Annotated in this window: 15 protein-coding genes and 2 pseudogenes; 1 reads left to right on the top strand and 16 read right to left on the bottom strand. The window is 65.7% G+C overall.

Features of this window, described 5'->3' with window-relative positions:
* From HMPREF1138_RS03775 to HMPREF1138_RS03720, 12 genes and pseudogenes are all read right to left on the bottom strand, one after another.
* Nucleotides 1-365, bottom strand: a pseudogene (locus HMPREF1138_RS03775) (hypothetical protein); the annotation flags it as partial.
* Between the two features lie 380 nt (nucleotides 366-745).
* On the bottom strand, nucleotides 746-1,933 hold the full coding sequence (locus HMPREF1138_RS03770) for a hypothetical protein (protein ID WP_155887128.1): 1,188 nt from the start codon (nucleotides 1,931-1,933) through the stop codon (nucleotides 746-748).
* 229 nt (nucleotides 1,934-2,162) lie between these two features.
* Nucleotides 2,163-3,134: a hypothetical protein gene (locus HMPREF1138_RS03765; protein WP_039936744.1), complete on the bottom strand. Its 972-nt coding sequence runs from the start codon at nucleotides 3,132-3,134 to the stop codon at nucleotides 2,163-2,165.
* A gap of 248 nt (nucleotides 3,135-3,382) precedes the next feature.
* Nucleotides 3,383-3,574 carry a hypothetical protein gene (locus HMPREF1138_RS03760; RefSeq protein WP_009056712.1) on the bottom strand — a complete coding sequence of 64 codons (192 nt, stop codon included), beginning with the start codon at nucleotides 3,572-3,574 and terminating at the stop codon, nucleotides 3,383-3,385.
* An 80-nt stretch (nucleotides 3,575-3,654) separates the two neighbouring features.
* A complete protein-coding gene (gene thiL / locus HMPREF1138_RS03755; protein WP_009056710.1) occupies nucleotides 3,655-4,650 on the bottom strand; it encodes a thiamine-phosphate kinase in 996 nt (331 codons plus the stop codon).
* 46 nt (nucleotides 4,651-4,696) lie between these two features.
* Nucleotides 4,697-5,545 (bottom strand): TrmH family RNA methyltransferase, encoded by an 849-nt coding sequence (locus HMPREF1138_RS03750; RefSeq protein WP_009056708.1) that lies wholly within the window; start codon nucleotides 5,543-5,545, stop codon nucleotides 4,697-4,699.
* A gap of 3 nt (nucleotides 5,546-5,548) precedes the next feature.
* Nucleotides 5,549-5,929, bottom strand: coding sequence for a 50S ribosomal protein L20 (rplT, locus tag HMPREF1138_RS03745; RefSeq protein ID WP_009056730.1), 381 nt, complete (start codon nucleotides 5,927-5,929; stop codon nucleotides 5,549-5,551).
* A gap of 27 nt (nucleotides 5,930-5,956) precedes the next feature.
* Nucleotides 5,957-6,151 (bottom strand): 50S ribosomal protein L35, encoded by a 195-nt coding sequence (rpmI, locus tag HMPREF1138_RS03740; protein ID WP_005871559.1) that lies wholly within the window; start codon nucleotides 6,149-6,151, stop codon nucleotides 5,957-5,959.
* A gap of 36 nt (nucleotides 6,152-6,187) precedes the next feature.
* On the bottom strand, nucleotides 6,188-6,811 hold the full coding sequence (gene infC / locus HMPREF1138_RS03735; protein WP_269501468.1) for a translation initiation factor IF-3: 624 nt from the start codon (nucleotides 6,809-6,811) through the stop codon (nucleotides 6,188-6,190).
* A 315-nt stretch (nucleotides 6,812-7,126) separates the two neighbouring features.
* A complete protein-coding gene (locus HMPREF1138_RS03730; protein ID WP_009056728.1) occupies nucleotides 7,127-7,894 on the bottom strand; it encodes an SseB family protein in 768 nt (255 codons plus the stop codon).
* Nucleotides 7,891-8,616 carry a HisA/HisF-related TIM barrel protein gene (locus HMPREF1138_RS03725; RefSeq protein ID WP_009056726.1) on the bottom strand — a complete coding sequence of 242 codons (726 nt, stop codon included), beginning with the start codon at nucleotides 8,614-8,616 and terminating at the stop codon, nucleotides 7,891-7,893. The genes HMPREF1138_RS03730 and HMPREF1138_RS03725 overlap by 4 nt, the downstream gene beginning before the upstream one ends.
* Entirely contained in the window at nucleotides 8,613-9,260 is a 648-nt protein-coding gene (locus HMPREF1138_RS03720; protein WP_009056702.1) for a hypothetical protein, read from the bottom strand. Before HMPREF1138_RS03720 ends, HMPREF1138_RS03725 begins: the two co-directional genes overlap by 4 nt.
* A 92-nt stretch (nucleotides 9,261-9,352) precedes the next feature.
* Here HMPREF1138_RS03720 and HMPREF1138_RS03715 point away from each other — a divergent pair, with 92 nt between their 5' ends.
* The gene (locus tag HMPREF1138_RS03715) at nucleotides 9,353-9,583 is read left to right on the top strand and encodes an RNA-binding S4 domain-containing protein (protein ID WP_009056720.1); all 231 of its coding nucleotides are present in this window, start codon (nucleotides 9,353-9,355) and stop codon (nucleotides 9,581-9,583) included.
* 65 nt (nucleotides 9,584-9,648) lie between these two features.
* Here HMPREF1138_RS03715 and dnaE read toward each other — a convergent pair whose 3' ends face one another.
* From dnaE to HMPREF1138_RS03695, 4 genes and pseudogenes are all read right to left on the bottom strand, one after another.
* Entirely contained in the window at nucleotides 9,649-13,191 is a 3,543-nt protein-coding gene (gene dnaE, locus HMPREF1138_RS03710) for a DNA polymerase III subunit alpha (RefSeq protein ID WP_009056715.1), read from the bottom strand.
* Nucleotides 13,192-13,312: 121 nt separating this feature from the next.
* Nucleotides 13,313-14,218 (bottom strand): RluA family pseudouridine synthase, encoded by a 906-nt coding sequence (locus HMPREF1138_RS03705; RefSeq protein WP_009056705.1) that lies wholly within the window; start codon nucleotides 14,216-14,218, stop codon nucleotides 13,313-13,315.
* An 8-nt stretch (nucleotides 14,219-14,226) separates the two neighbouring features.
* The gene (lspA, locus tag HMPREF1138_RS03700) at nucleotides 14,227-14,730 is read right to left on the bottom strand and encodes a signal peptidase II (protein ID WP_009056724.1); all 504 of its coding nucleotides are present in this window, start codon (nucleotides 14,728-14,730) and stop codon (nucleotides 14,227-14,229) included.
* 69 nt (nucleotides 14,731-14,799) lie between these two features.
* Nucleotides 14,800-15,122: pseudogene (locus tag HMPREF1138_RS03695) on the bottom strand (DivIVA domain-containing protein); the annotation flags it as partial.

The raw sequence follows: 15,122 nt of genomic DNA, 5'->3' as shown, positions 1-15,122 counted from the left end.
TGGGTGAAGCGTTCCCCGTTGACCTGCATGGTGGCGGTCACCATGCGCGTATCAGAACTGTCATTCTTATCGGCGACCACGTCCTCGACGACCAGCAGAGACGTCGCCGAGGCCATCACGTCGTCGGTCAGGAAGCTACGCTGATCGTTACTCACGCCAGGATCAACCATCGCCGTCGCCGCACTGGCCTGACCGGAAGCCAACAGATCCAGATACTTGCGCACCTCGGCCTCGGGCGTGCGCGAACTATTGACAACCTTGAGCGCCACCACGCCGGCGATCACCAGCACCACGAGAACACCAACCAGCGCTCCGATCACCTTCACGCGCTTACGCGCGCCAGGCGAGACCGGCGTGAAGGACACCCCCGAGGCGGGAACCCCACCAGGCCCCGGAACAGGCCCGGCACCGGGCCCCGGAACAGGCGCGACACCGGACCCCGGAACATGCGCGACACCGGGCCCGGGAATGGGGGCGGCGCCAGAAGTTGGATCGACCCCAGCCGGGGACGGTGCAGGTATCTCGCTGCCGGTAGTTTCGTTATTGTCAGTACTCACGACTCGCTCCTCACGATGCGCTGATGGTCCGGGGCCAGCATCGGGCGACAAACACACCAATACCAACCACCGGTCAAAAAGACGTGCCCATGATCACACGCCACCAGCCGAGAGTCAAAGCCGTGTCACACTACGGATACGACGCGCTCCCCGACCGCCAAGCGATCAGGGAGCGAGGATCGTCATACTTATTCAACTTCGTACCTCAGCCAGAACTGAGGCTTACCAGCAGAATCGACCACGACCTTTCCTTTTTCGTCAAACTTCAGCGTCGCGTACACGGTTGACTTCAGGGTGTAGATCGGAGTCCCGGCCCCCTGCTGCACCTTAAAGAAGGCGTAGTCGTGGAACTCCGAGGTCGAGTCCGCCCACTCTTTCGCCTCGGTCGGCATCTGCTTGACCTCGAGGACGGTCAGATCTGTCCTCTGCAGCCCGAAGGGACACACCGTATCGAGATTCCCCGGAGGCGTGGCGCACGACGTGGTTTGCGCGGCCATCGCCTCGACCGCGGCCGCGCGCAGCGACTGGCTGTATGAGGTTTCAATCGTCACGTTTGTGAGCGGATCGGCACCATAGAGGTATTCCTCTCGCGTGGCCCTCAGGGTAGCCGGCTCGGCGTCGATATACTCCCCCAGGTCGGCGGCGTTGACCTCGTAGACACCCGGGTAGAACAAGTAGGTCGGGGACGTGAACGGGAACGAATCGTAGTCGCTGACGGGGGCCGTCACGCCGCCGACGCTGAACGTCGTCGCATCCTTGATTCTGACGGCAACGGGGACAACAAGGGCGTTTTCGATCGTCCAGTTCTTAATGACCCCCAGCGTCGGCTTACCCTCGCGTACCTCAAAGGGGAAGGTGAAGCGGCTGCCGTCGACCAGCACCGTGGCGTTCACGGTGTGCTTCTTCGACGAACTGCCTTCATCCCTATCGACGACGTCTTCGACGTCCAGCAGCGAGGTCGCCGATGCCATGACCTCGTCCGTCAAAAAGACGCGTTCATCGTTGGCCACACCTGGATCAACCATCGCTGTGGCAGCGCTGGCGTTCCCTTGTGCGAGGTAGTCCAGGTAACGGCGCACCTGCGCTTCGGGTGTACGCATTGAGTTCGCAAGCACGAAGCTGCCAACGGCTACCACCACGAGTGCGACGAGGAACAGGGCAGCGAAAAAGATGGGGTTGGCGCGCTTGCGCGGACGCTGCGAAACCGCAGTAACTAAGGGCTGAACTCCCCCAGCCATCGCCGGTGCCATCGCGATCGGCTCACCCATCGGAAACTGACCCTGTCCAGGGCTGTATGCACAAGCCGACAGCGGGGCGGACATGCCTGGCACACTCGATGACAACGTCGGCGGATCGGGGACGGGATCGCCATCCATGCCACTAGCTATCGGACGGATCGCGCTCCCAGTCACATCATCACTAGCAGCATTCATTGCTCGCTCCTCACGGCGTCCGTCGGTGATGTCTCGGGTAATCGACCAGAGACTTCCTCGGCAACTGGTTACCACGACACCAGGAATGCTATCACCAGCGAAATGTCCCCGTCAAACACCTCCCACGCAGACGAATCCCCCGCATCAACGCGCCACACGAGGACGTATCTCGTTAGAACCAGGGCACGCTGAGAGTGACAGAAAAAACGGGTTTGCCATCAAGAGTGACCACGGGGATCCCTCCCTCCGTGGTGGCAACCGTCGCGGTGGGACGCACAGTGAGGTCGTGGGGGCTGCGATCAGGGAACCAACCGCCCGTGTCCTGGTAGCGGATAGCTCCGTCCTCGCCAGTGTAGGAGCCGTCCTCGGTCGCGCTCACCAGCGCAGATGGGAGTTTCGAGACCTCAAGGACGCTCAGACTCGACGAATGGAGAGCGGAGGGACACGAGTCGGCCATATTCGTTCCCTGCGTCGCGCACGCCTGCACCGCATCTTGCATCGCCTGGAGCGCTTGCGTTTTCAGCTCGGCACTCAACGCTCCCTGGAGAGTGAGGGCTGTCGTCTCGTATGGACTGTCATGGCTCCCATCCTCAATCACCACCTGTTGGGAAGGAGCGGTCACATACGCTCCAACGCCTTCTGGTTCGACCGTGTAAACGCCGGGGAAAAACAGGAAGTCCCGTTTCTTGGATGCGGAGGGATCAAGGTCCGCGACGACGCCGCCGACACTGAACTGGGGCACGCGAGAGCCCGACACGGGCAGCGTGACGAACAGGCCGTCTCGCAGCGTCCAGGCCGACACGGCCCCGTTGCCTTTCGCGCGCTCAACGGTGAAGACGTGCGTGAAGCGATCGCCGTCGAGTCGCATCGTTGCGGTAACTGTCGAGGAGTCGACACGCTTGCCGCCGTTATCTTCGGCTTCCACGGATTCGATGATCAGGCGCGACGAGGCCGAGGCCATGACTTCGTTGGTCAGAAAGAGACGCTGGTCGTTGGGCACGCCAGGATCGACCATCGACAGTGCCCCCTCGGCGTCCCCTTGCGCAAGGTAGGTCAGATAGCGTCGTACCTCCCCATCGGGCGTTCCCTCTTTTTTCGCGATCCATCCGAGCGCCCCTATGCAACCGATGATGAGCGCAACCAAAACAAGAACCGTGAGGGCGTCCTTTCGCGTCCACGCGCGTCTTTCTCGCCACTGTGGCCTGCACGTAGACATGCGAGGGCGCGCATCGCCTGGAACCCCGTACTGCGGACCGGGCATCTGCACCCTCATCGCTCACACCCTTACATGCTCGGTAACTACACGGTGGTGTCAGCCTACGTCATGACGCGAGGGTTGGGCAACGACACGCGCACGCGTCGGCGTCGCGCTGTTTGGGTAAGGGTGCCCTGTTACTTCGTGGAGGCCTCGTCCTCACCCACGACCGGCAGCGCCTTCGTCGGAGGCACCGCCGCGTCTCCGCGCAGGGCCGGAAGCGACAGGCCTGCGGTGGCGGGGATCTCCTCCGAGGACTCGGCGAGCTTACGCGCGAGGCGCGACATGGGACGGGACGAGGCCTGGGCCCTTTCGGTCGACGCGGTCATCCTGATGCACTCCAATCGTTGGTCATCACGCCGCTTGGCCTCCCCGCCTACCGGCGAGGACTCCAGCGGCCCACATCACACTAGTCTACGGAATCGGAAGAGAAATGATCCCACGCACCGCGCAGAACCTCGCCATCGAACATCGCACACGGCGTCTCCCCGGCCGCGCATTCGCGCGCGCGACCGATCGCCCGGAAACCCTCAGGCAGTTGCACATCGGGAGGGAATGCAGCGAGCATCCCATGTTCCTCGCCGCCCTGGAGCACCCACCACACGGGATCCGCCCGGCAGATCAGCGCCGGCCCCTGTAGCTTCCAGGCCTCCTCCTCGATCGAGGGCCGATCAAAATCAATGACAACACCGGAGGCGGCGGCCATACGCGTCGCATCTGCGGCGGGACCGTCGGAGAGATCCATCATCGCGCGGGCGCCCGCAGCCGCCGCAGCCACGCCCGATCCGAGAGGAGGCCGGGGAGAGCGGTAGGTGCGCACGAAGGGCTCGAGCTCCCCGAGCTCCTCCACGCCCCGCGCGCTCGGGACGACGTGGCCCCCCTCGAGCAGATCTAGTCCGGCGTAGGAAAAACCAAGGGTGCCGCTCACCGCGATCACGTCACCGGGACGCGCGCCGTCGCGGCGTACAACGGGCCCGGGACAGTATCCAAAAGCCGTGATAGAGACGACGAGCTTCTCCCCCGCGCTCAGGTCTCCGCCCACGACGCCCGCACCAGCCTCGCGCGCACGGTCCCCCAGGCCTCGGACCACATCGAGGAAGACGTCGGCGTCCATGTCGCGCGGAGCGACCACCGACGCCACAAGCGCCGACGGGCGCCCACCCATCGCGTCAATATCCGCGAGATTCTGCGCCGCTACGCGCTCCCCCACCTCGTATCCCGTCGACCATGAGAGGTGAAAATGCTGGTCCTCAACCATGACGTCCGTCGTCACAATAAAGGATCCTTCGGGAGCACCCACCTGGGCACAATCGTCGCCGATGCCGATGATCGTGCGCTCGCCTCGCGGGAAAGACTCGCGGAAGTGAGACACCAACTGGGCCTCGGAAAGGTCACCTAACTTCATGAGACCCAGCGTAGTCGCGTGCGCACCGCTGCGCCGCGAAGGCAGGTCAGCTGTGAAGGCCTCGCACCGTCTGGGATGCGAACAGGCATGTCGCGGCCGCGCTGGCAACGTTCAGGGACTCCGCGTCCCCACTCATCGGGATCGAGACGAGCGCGTCACACAGGCGCATGTCGTCGCCCGACAGCCCCTTCGCCTCGTTGCCGAACACCCACGCGTGAGACTGCGACAGGCGGGAGCGTGCCGAGACGCCCTGCACAAACATCTGCGCCAAGTCGACGGATCCGGCACCGCCGCTGGTCCCCAGCAAGGCGGCACCGCGGCCGTGCACGAGAGCGCGCGCTTCCTCAAAGGAAGGCACGACGCACACGGGAATATGGAACACCGAGCCGGCGCTGGCGCGCACGACCTTCGGGCTCGAGGCATCCACCGTGCCCGCCACGGCGATGACGCCGACGGCACCGAATGCATCGGCCGTGCGAATGATCGTGCCGACGTTGCCGGGGTCGCGCCCCTGAGCGAGCACGACGAGGGTCTCGCCCACGCTCGGCTCCGGCAGTTCACGCTCGAGGGCATCGAGGGACGCCACCGCACACACGCCCTGCGAATCACGCGAGAGCGCCGCCGAGACCTCGTTCGTGACGGGATGCACCCACCGAGTCGCTCGCAGCGCAGCCTCCACGACGTCAGCGTGCGTCTCCCACGCATCCTGCCGCACGTACACGTCACGGACAGCGCCGGGGCGGAAGCGCGCGAGCTCGCGCACGGCCTGTGGCCCCTCGACGAGCATCAGGCCCGAGCGTGAACGCGCCGAGCGCCCGACCAGACCCGATACCCTGCGCACGCGGTCGGCGCGGGGATTATCGAGAAGGGTCAGGCGCTCGGGAAAAGAACTCACCAATCAGGCCTTGGGGGCGTTGACGTCGGCGGGTAGCGCGTCCTTGGCGACCTTCACCAGGGCGTTGAACGCGTTAATGTCGGAAACGGCCAGCTCGGCCAGCATGCGACGGTCGACCTCGACGCCGGCCAGGTTCAGGCCCTGGATGAGGCGGTTGTAGGTCAGGCCCTGAGCGCGGGAGGCAGCGTTGATGCGCTGGATCCACAGGCGACGGAAGTCACCCTTCTTGGCCTTACGGTCGCGGTAGGAGTAGACGAAGGAGTGAGTGACCTGCTCCTTGGCCTTACGGTACATGCGCGAGCGCTGGCCACGGTAGCCGGAGGCCTGCTCGAGTACGGTACGACGCTTCTTCTTGGCGTTGACAGAACGCTTAACACGTGCCATTTTCTACTGTTCTCCTCTAACTCGAGCTCACTTGCCCAGCAGACGCTTGACGCGCTTGACGTCGGCGGTCTCCAGGACCTGGTCGGTGGCCAGGCGGCGGGTCTTGCGGCTGGACTTGTGCTCCAGCAGGTGGCGGGCGCCGGCCTGCTCGCGCATGATCTTGCCCGAGCCGGTCGTGCGGAAGCGCTTCTTAGCACCGGAATGAGTCTTGTTCTTCGGCATTTCTATTCCTTCGTTGTGAGGCGATGGGTATCGCCGTCAGTCCTGTTCGTCAGCCTTGTCGGCTGCCACTCGGGCCTGGTCCTTGCTGGCGCGCTCCGCGCGCTTGCCCCGGCGCTCGGCGCGCTCGGCCTCGCGGCGCTTGCGCTGCTCGGTCAGGGCGTCAGCCTTGCGCTTGGTGGGGGCCAGCACCATCGTCATGTTGCGCCCGTCCTGACGGGGCATCGACTCGACGGTGGCGAGGTCACCGATCTCCTCGGCCAGGCGCTGCAGGAGGCGAACGCCGGCCTCGGGGCGAGACTGCTCTCGACCGCGGAACATGATCATGACCTTGACCTTGTCGCCGGCGGACAGGAAGCGCTCCACGTGGCCCTTCTTGACGCCGAAGTCATGATCGTCGATCTTCAGTCGGAAGCGGATTTCCTTCAGCTGCGTGTTCGCCTGGTTGCGGCGAGCATCGCGGGCCTTTTGGGCGGCTTCGTACTTGTACTTGCCGTAATCCATGAGCTTTGCGACGGGCGGCTTGGCATTCGGCGCAACCTCAACCAGATCAAGCCCGGCCTCTTCGGCCAGACGCAGCGCGTCCTCGACTCGGACGACGCCGACCTGTTCACCTCCGGGCCCCACGAGGCGAACCTCGGGGACTCGAATACGCTCATTGATGCGAGTCTCGCTGATGAGCGGCTCCTTCCACAGAATCCTTATGCGCGTAACAAAAAGCCTCCGTTACGCGACGCGCACGGAGGCTTCCAACGGGTCAACACGCACTGGTGTTGACCGCCGAACCCGATCCCCTGCGCGGCGCCCTGACGGGCGGCATCCTCTCTTTCGAGAGGCGGGTATCCAGGTGGGATTTCTCCGCTTGCGTTCCAGGCTTTCGCCCAGACGGTCGTATCTATGCTACCAGAGACGGTACACGAGCGCCAGATCAGCGACCATTGCGCGCCTCACGCTGCGCAGGCCGTGTCCGGTGCGCACTCAGCGCAGGACGGGCGCGATCTCCACTCGGTCGGCGGAGACGATCAGGCGCGGGTTTGTGCCCACGGCATTCAGGGCAGCGGACAGAGCAGCTTTCATCGACGAGGCTCCCTCCCCCTGGGCAAAGCTCGCACGGTCCACCGACACGAGGACCCGCGTGAGGCCGTCCCCCGCGTAGGCGATCTCGAGGTCGACGATATCCGGGCATGCAGCTGTGGCCTCGACGAGCAGAAGCTCACACAGAGCCTCGTCACGCCAGGCGGGGAGCCACTCGTCCCCCTGCGCCAGGGCCGCGACGGCCGGACGCGGCAGCAAGACCGCGTCGGTGCCCGGGTTGACGACGACGCGCCCACCCGTCTCGACGAGGGCGGTCAGCCCGATCGTGCGAAAGTCAAGGGCCATCGGACGGGCTCCGGGGCGATGAGCGGACAGCGCGCGGACCGACGAATAGATGGCCAGAGCCTCGCCCGCGGGCGTCTGGGCACGCACAAAGTCGATGGGATTGTGCCCGCGCTCACCGGCGTGGACGCCCGTCACTCGCGGGTCCGGTTCGACGTCGATGGGAACGATGACGCGTTCATACACCAGTGCGTCGACGAGGGCCTCGAGCCGTGCGGCCCCCGCATCGCTCCCCTGCCCCAACGCGAGCGCTCGGGCGGTCCGGGGAAGCCCCTGCCCCACGTCTGCGCGGTCATGGCTCATCATCGACAGGCGCTGCGCCAGTCGATTCTTCTGCTCCTCGGTGAGGCTGGGAGGTGTAGGCGTCATGACCGCTCCTCATATCCGGCGACGGCCAGCGCATCGGCCAGCGTGAACGCGCCCTGGTACAGAGCCTTACCTACGATGGCGCCCTCGATGCCGAGCGCGCGCAGGGCCTCGATGTCAGCCAGGGAGTTCACGCCACCCGAGGCGATAATGCGAGCCTGCGTCGCGTCGACAACCCGGGCCAGCAGCTCGCGGTTCGAGCCGCTCATCTGGCCATCCCGCGTCACGTCGGTGACGACCACGCGGGCCACGCCGGCCTCGTTCAACACGCGCAGCGCCTCCCAGACGTTGCCACCCTCGCCGCTCCCCCCGCGAGCCGCCAAGCGATCCCCGCGCACATCCAGACACACGGCGACTCGCTCACCATAGGCGTCCACGGCCTCGCAGACCGCATCAATGTCACCCAGTGCCTGCGTCGCGATGTTGACGCGTTCGGGCCCCAGGGCCAGGCCGACCTCGATGGCCGCGCGGCTCACGATGCCACCCGACAGCTCGACGCGCGCGGGCGCCTCGCGGATCACGCGGGCCAAGAGCGCGGAATTCTCGCCGCGACCAAAAGCCAGATCGAGGTCCACGAGGTGCACCCAGCGTGCCCCGGCCTCGGCGAAGGAGTGAGCAACCTCGAGGGGGCTGCCCCAGCTCCCGGCGTCTACCGACCCCGAGGACAGGCGTACCGCCTGCCCGTCCGTCACATCAATGGCAGGAAGAAGCTCAAGGACCGTCATGACTGCTTGCGGCGCAGCCACCCAAGCGGGCCGCCGCCCTTCCGAGAACCATCGGCACTCACCGAATCCGAGTAATCGCCCGGCGTCGTGCGCCCCAACAGCAGGTCCTCCGTCGCCGCAGGCATCGCGCCGAGCAGCAGACCCGCGGGAATCGTCTCCTCCGGCTCGCCGCCAACGTAGCGCTGGGCCGAAATACGGCCCGACACTCCCGGCTCCACGCCATCGCCCTCCACGAGCCAACTCATCAGCGCCACCGCGCCATACTTGGACAGTCGCGAGATAGCGCGGGCAACCTGATCGACCACGTCCGGCATCGGCCGCTGGCCCGTCAGCAGCGCGTCGAGCTCCTCCTCGTCCGTCGGCGTCGTCTCAACACGCAGCCACACGGCAGTCCACGGCTTGAGACGCACGATGGACTCGCGGATGCCCGACAGCGCCAACAGCGAGTGCAGGGCCTCCGGGTAGGCGATCGGGGCCAACACCAGCGCGACCGACAGACGGCCACCCTCTAGGTGCAGCGACTCGTCAACGGGCGTATCGTCCGGATCGCGCGTCGGCTGAGAGGTAGCCGACGGCCCCGTCTCCCCCAGCGATGCGACCAGCGACTGGAACTCCGCATCGATATCGTCGTTGTGAGCGCTCACCGCTCCTCCTTATTGTGTGTCTCTCCCACCAAGGATACTGTTCCTCTACGCCCTCGCGCGTGATGCGCTCTCCACCAGCGAAAGGACCCCTCATGACGACCCCCACGATTCCCGTGCGCGGACAGATCAAACTCGGCCAATTCGTCAAGCTCGCCTCCCTCGCAGAGGACGGCGCGCAGGCCCGCGAACTCATCCAAGCCGGCGACGTGAGCGTCAACGGCGAGGTGGAAACCCGCCGCGGCCACCACCTGAACCCGGGGGACCTGGTCGAGGTCGACGCCCCCTGGGGACGGGCCGCCGCAATCGTCGGGGCCGCCTCCTAAACCGGGCGCGGGGGCGGAGCCGCGCACGCCGACGAGGTCGGGATGCCCGCCTCGGCGAGCCTGCCCTACGAGCTGGTGACGACCCCGCCCGCGCCGACGACGGCCTTAATGTGGCTGAAGAAGGCGCTCGTCTGCTCGACGCGCAGCTTCGGATCCAGCTCGACGACCGTCGTGCGGCCCGGTTCCGTCAGGTGCAGGCGTACCGGGGAACCGCCCGGGTAGGACTCGAGGACGCCGCGCAGGTCGGTGAGCAGCTCGGGCGTGCAGCGCGCCACCGGCAGGCGAAGGTCGAGCGGCAAGTCCGCCCCGCCCGACAGATCCAGGAGGGTCATCGACTGGCCGTAGATGGTCATGCCCTCCTCGCGCACGTTCACCTTGCCCTCGATCTGGACGATGATGTCCTGAGCCAGGTAGGTCTGAATCGACTCATAGGAACGCGGGAAGAAGAGCACATCCACCGAGCCCGACAGATCCTCGATCGTCGCGATCGCCCACGCGTTGCCCTGCTTCGTGACCTTCGTCGTCACGCCCGAGACCAGGCCTGCGATCTTGACGATGCGATCAGCCATCGTGCCCTCCGAGCCCACGACCTGCGCGATCTCGTAGTCCTGGTGGCGCGCCAGGGCCGCCTCCACGCCACGCAGCGGGTGATCAGACACGTACAAGCCCAGCATCTCACGCTCGGCCGCCAGCTTCGTCTTTCGATCGAACTCGGGCAGGTCCGGGATGTCGATCGTCAGACCCGAGCCCGACTCCTCGTCCTCCCCCAGAGCGCCAAACAGGTCGAACTGCCCGATCGCCTCGTTGCGCTTGACATCGATGATCGCGTCCACGGCCTCGTCACAACGAGCCAGGAGGGCGCGGCGCGTGTGCCCCATCGAGTCGAAGGCGCCGGCACGGATCAGGGACTGGATCGTGCGCTTATTGCACACCACCTGCGGGACCTTGTCCAGGAAGTCCTGGAAGGAGGAGAACCGTCCCTTCTGCGCGCGAGTCTCCACAATCGCGTCGACAACCGGGCCGCCCACGTTCTGGATGGCATTGAGACCAAAGCGGATCGCCTCACCATCAGGGGCAAAATTGCCCATCGACGAGTTCACGTCCGGGGGCAAGACCGTAATGTCCATGTGGCGACACTCCGCCAGGTAGAGGGCACGACGGTCCTTATTGTCCTTCGTCGAGGTCAGCAGGGCCGCCATGTACTCGGTCGGGTAGTTCGCCTTGAGGAAGGCCGTCCAGTAGGAGACGAGGCCGTAGGCCGCCGAGTGAGCCTTGTTGAAAGCGTAGGCAGAGAAGGGCACGACGACGTCCCACAGGGCCTTGATCGACTCCTCGGAGTAGCCGTTGTCGACCATTCCCTGACGGAAGCCCTTGAACTGCTGGTCCAGGACCTCCTTCTTCTTCTTACCCATCGCCTTACGCAGGATGTCCGCCTGGCCCAGCGAGTATCCCGCCAGCTTCTGGGCGATCTGCATGACCTGCTCCTGATACACGATCAGGCCGAAGGTCGTTCCCAGGATGTCCTCGAGCGGCTCGGCAAGCTCGGGATGAATGGGCGTGATCTCCTGACGCCCGTTCTTACGCAGCGCGTAGTTCGTGTGCGAGTTGGCGCCCATCGGGCCCGGTCGATACAGGGCGCCGACAGCGGAGATGTCTTCGAAGTTGTCGGGCTTCATGAGCTTGAGGAGGTCGCGCATGCCGCCGCCATCGAGCTGGAAGACGCCCAGGGTCTCGCCTCGTCCCAGCAGCTCGTAAGTCTTCCTATCGTCGAAGCTCAAGTGATCCAAGTCCGGGTCCGGCTTGCCGTTGATCGCGATATTTTCGAGCGCGTCGGAGACGACCGTGAGGTTACGCAGGCCCAGGAAGTCCATCTTCAGCAGGCCCAGCGTCTCACACGTCGGGTAGTCGAATTGGGTGATGATGGCGCCGTCCTGGGGGCGCTTCATGATCGGGATGATGTCCGTGAGCGTGTGGGAGCTCATGATGACCGCGCATGCGTGCACGCCCCACTGGCGGGTGAGCCCCTCCAGACCGAGCGCGTACTGAACGACCTCGTGCGTGTCCGGGTTCTCCTCGTAGAACTTACGGAACTCCGCGGCCTCGGCGTAGCGCTTGTCCTTCTCGTCGAAGATGCCGTGGACCGTGATGTCCTTGCCCATGATGGCGGGGGGCAGCGCCTTAGTCAGCTGCTCGCCGACCTTGAAGTCCTTGCCGAGGATGCGCGCGGAGTCCTTCAGGGCCTGCTTGGTCTTGATCGTGCCGTAGGTGACGACCTGGCTGATGCGGTCCTCGCCGTACTTGCGCTTGACGTAGGCGATGACCTCGTCGCGCCTACGTTCGTCGAAGTCGACGTCGAAGTCGGGCATCGAGATTCGCTCGGGGTTGAGGAATCGCTCGAAGATCAGGCCGTGGTCGAGGGGGTTGAGCTCGGTGATCTTCATGGCGTAGGCGACCATCGACCCCGCGCCCGAACCACGACCGGGCCCCACGCGGATCCCCTGGGACTTCGCCCAGTTGATGTAGTCAGCGACGGTGAGGAAGTAGCCGGGGAATCCCATCGAAATAATGACGTCTTCCTCGTACTGGGCTTGCTTGCGCACGGCGTCGGGGATACCGCCCGGGAATCGGTCACGCAGGCCTCGCTCGACCTCCTTGATGAACCACGAGGTCTTATCCTCGCCCTCGGGCACCGGGAAGTCGGGCATGTAGTTCGCGCCCTCCTTCGTGGTCGTAAAGTGCACGTCGCAGCGCTCGGCGATCTCGAGGGTCGAGTCGCAGGCGCCGGGCAGCTCACTCCACAGCGAACGCATCTCATCCGAGGAACGGATGTAGTAGCCGTCGCCGTCGAACTTGAAACGGTCGGGGTCGTTGATGCGCGAGCCCGAGTTGATGCACAGGAGCGCGTCCTGGATCTTGCGATCATCGCGCTTGACGTAATGCGCGTCGTTGGTGGCCACGAGCGGCGCATTCATGAGCTTGGCGATCTCGAGGACCTGCTGGTGGGTGCGTCGCTCGATGTCGATGCCGTGGTCCATGACCTCGACGTAGAAGTTCTCCGCCCCGAAAATGTCGCGCAGCTGGGCGGCCTCAGCCACGGCCTCGTCCCACTGCCCCAGGCGCAGGCGCGTCTGCACGGCACCCGAGGGGCAGCCCGTGAACACGATGAGGCCCTCGTGGAACTGCGCGAGGAGCTCCTTATCGGCGCGCGGCCACTTGCCGAACTGGCCGTCCGTCGAGGCATAGGACCCCAGGCGGAAGAGGTTGTGCATGCCCGTCGTGTTGTAGGCGACGAGGGTCAGGTGGTTGTAGGAGCCGCCGGCGCTCACGTCGTCGGCGCGCTGCCACGGCTCGCCCCACAGGACCTTCTGACGATCGAAGCGCGACGTGCCGGGGGTCACGTAGGCCTCGAGGCCGATGATCGGCTTGACACCGGCGTTCTTGCAGTTCGTGTAGAAGTCGTAGGCGCCGAAGAGGTAGCCGTGGTCGGTCAGGCCGATCGCGGGCTGGCCGAGGCGCGCCGCTTCTTCCGCCATGGCCTTCGTCTTCGCTGCCCCGTCGAGCATCGAATACTCGGAGTGATTATGGAGGTGCACGAAGGAATCAGCCATGCGTCGATTCTACTGTCCGGGACCGCGCCGGGGCCGCGCGACTCCCGGGGGCGCGCGGTCGTTCATCTCACGGCTCACCGACGAGGCCGGGGCCGGGTTACGCGGGCGCATTCCCCCCGCGTCAGTCGCGGGGGTGGCGCAGCGTCTCCAGGGCGGACTGAAGGTCGGCCGGATAGGGGCTGGACACGCTCATCGGCATGCCCGTGCGCGGGTGTGCGAAGCCCAAGCGCACGGCGTGGAGCCACTGGCGGGTGAGCCCCAGACGCTCGGCCTGAGTGGGGTCCGCGCCGTAGAAGGTGTCGCCGACACAGGGATGGCCGACGGCCGCCATGTGGACGCGGATCTGGTGGGTGCGCCCCGTCTCGAGGTGGACCTCGGTGAGCTGGGCCCCCGCCATGAGCTCAAGGGTGTCGTAGTGGGTGACGGCGCGCTTCCCGCCGTCGATGACGGCCATGCGCCATTCGCGCGAGGGGTGGCGCCCGATGGGCGCGTCGATGGTACCCGAGGCGGGGTCGAGGTGACCGGCGACGACCGCGTGATACACCTTCTCGATCGTGCGCTCCTTGAACGCTCGCTTCATGACCGTGTAGGCGAGCTCCGACTTGGCGACCATCATCGCCCCCGAGGTGCCCACGTCAAGGCGGTGGACGATACCTTGGCGCTCGGGAGGCCCGTAGCTGGTGATCCGATACCCGGCCGCCTCGAGATTGCCCAGGACGGTGGGTCCCTCCCAGCCGGGCCCCGTGTGGGCGGCGACACCAACGGGCTTGTCTACGACGACAATGTCCTCGTCGTCGTAGAGAATCGCCATGTCGGTGACGGGAGTCGGCTTGCTCTTAGGCTCGGGAATAGTGACCTCGATGATGTCGAAGGCGCCCAGGCGATCCGACTTGCCGGCCGCCGCCCCGTTGATCAGCACGAGCCCCTCGCCCGCCAGCTCCGCGCAGCGCGAGCGCGAGAACCCAAGCATGCGGGCCAGTGCGGCGTCGACCCTCTCCCCCACGAGCGCATCGGGGACGGGTAGCATCCGTGAGCTCACTGGGCGTCCTCCTTCGAGGGTTCACGGGACAGCGCAAGGGCCAGCAGAGGCGCCCCGAGGACGATCCAGATGTCTGCGACATTGCCCACGAACCAGGTCCCGTAGGCGATGAAGTCGGTGACGTGGCCGACGCCGAAGCCAGGCTCGGCGGTCAGTCGGTCGATCAGGTTTCCAACGGCCCCACCCGCCAGCAGGGCGATCGCCAACAGCGTCGAGGCACGGTGAACGCGGCGAGCCATCACGGCCAGCACGCCGATGATGACGACAGTGAAGATCGTCAGAATCCATGTCTTGCCGGCAGCGAAGGAGAACGCCGCACCCGAATTGTGCACGAGGGACAGCGACAGCCACTGCCCGAGGAGCGGGCGCGGCCCCTGGCCATCGAGGGCGCTGCGCGCCCACATCTTTGACGTTTGATCGGTGGCAATAGCGCCAACGAACACGAGGCCCGCATACATCCACGTCAAGCGGGTGTGGGTCGGGTGGGAGGAGTCAGCCATGGTTCCCTATCTTAAAGACCGGCGGCGGCACACCGCAGGGTGCACCGCCGCCGATCGAAGCGATTGCGTTCAGTTCTCGCCGTTGCCAACCTCGTTGAGGAGGGACTCGAGGTGGCTGCGCAGGTTCGAGCGGTACTCGGACTCGAAGGTACGCAGGCCGTTGATCTTGTTCTCCAGCAGCTCGCGCTCCTGCTCGAGCTGGTTGAGCAGGGAGTCCTTCTGCTTCTGGGCGTCGGCGATGATCGACTCGCGCTCGGCGTTGGCCTCGGCGATGATCTTCGCGCTCTGCTCTTCGCCGTCGCGCACATACTCGTCGTGGACGCGCTGGGCGAGGGCCAGCATGGAGGTGGCGGACTCGGCGTCCTGCGGGCCGGTGAGGGCCGGGGCCGCGG

Origin of the sequence: Actinomyces sp. ICM58, from assembly GCF_000283035.1 — a bacterium.
Classification (GTDB): domain Bacteria; phylum Actinomycetota; class Actinomycetes; order Actinomycetales; family Actinomycetaceae; genus Pauljensenia.
Note: the sequence above shows the minus strand (reverse complement) of the source record. Positions and strands in the feature narration are given on the sequence as shown.

Bases quoted from the DNA above. Each gene is read 5' to 3' on its own strand.
- HMPREF1138_RS03770 (WP_155887128.1), bottom strand. From the start codon at position 1,933: ATGGATGGCGATCCCGTCCCCGATCCGCCGACGTTGTCATCGAGTGTG.
- HMPREF1138_RS03760 (WP_009056712.1), bottom strand. From the start codon at position 3,574: ATGACCGCGTCGACCGAAAGGGCCCAGGCCTCGTCCCGTCCCATGTCG.
- thiL (WP_009056710.1), bottom strand. From the start codon at position 4,650: ATGAAGTTAGGTGACCTTTCCGAGGCCCAGTTGGTGTCTCACTTCCGC.
- rplT (WP_009056730.1), bottom strand. From the start codon at position 5,929: ATGGCACGTGTTAAGCGTTCTGTCAACGCCAAGAAGAAGCGTCGTACC.
- rpmI (WP_005871559.1), bottom strand. From the start codon at position 6,151: ATGCCGAAGAACAAGACTCATTCCGGTGCTAAGAAGCGCTTCCGCACG.
- HMPREF1138_RS03730 (WP_009056728.1), bottom strand. From the start codon at position 7,894: ATGACGCCTACACCTCCCAGCCTCACCGAGGAGCAGAAGAATCGACTG.
- HMPREF1138_RS03725 (WP_009056726.1), bottom strand. From the start codon at position 8,616: ATGACGGTCCTTGAGCTTCTTCCTGCCATTGATGTGACGGACGGGCAG.
- HMPREF1138_RS03715 (WP_009056720.1), top strand. From the start codon at position 9,353: ATGACGACCCCCACGATTCCCGTGCGCGGACAGATCAAACTCGGCCAA.
- dnaE (WP_009056715.1), bottom strand. From the start codon at position 13,191: ATGGCTGATTCCTTCGTGCACCTCCATAATCACTCCGAGTATTCGATG.
- HMPREF1138_RS03705 (WP_009056705.1), bottom strand. From the start codon at position 14,218: ATGCTACCCGTCCCCGATGCGCTCGTGGGGGAGAGGGTCGACGCCGCA.
- lspA (WP_009056724.1), bottom strand. From the start codon at position 14,730: ATGGCTGACTCCTCCCACCCGACCCACACCCGCTTGACGTGGATGTAT.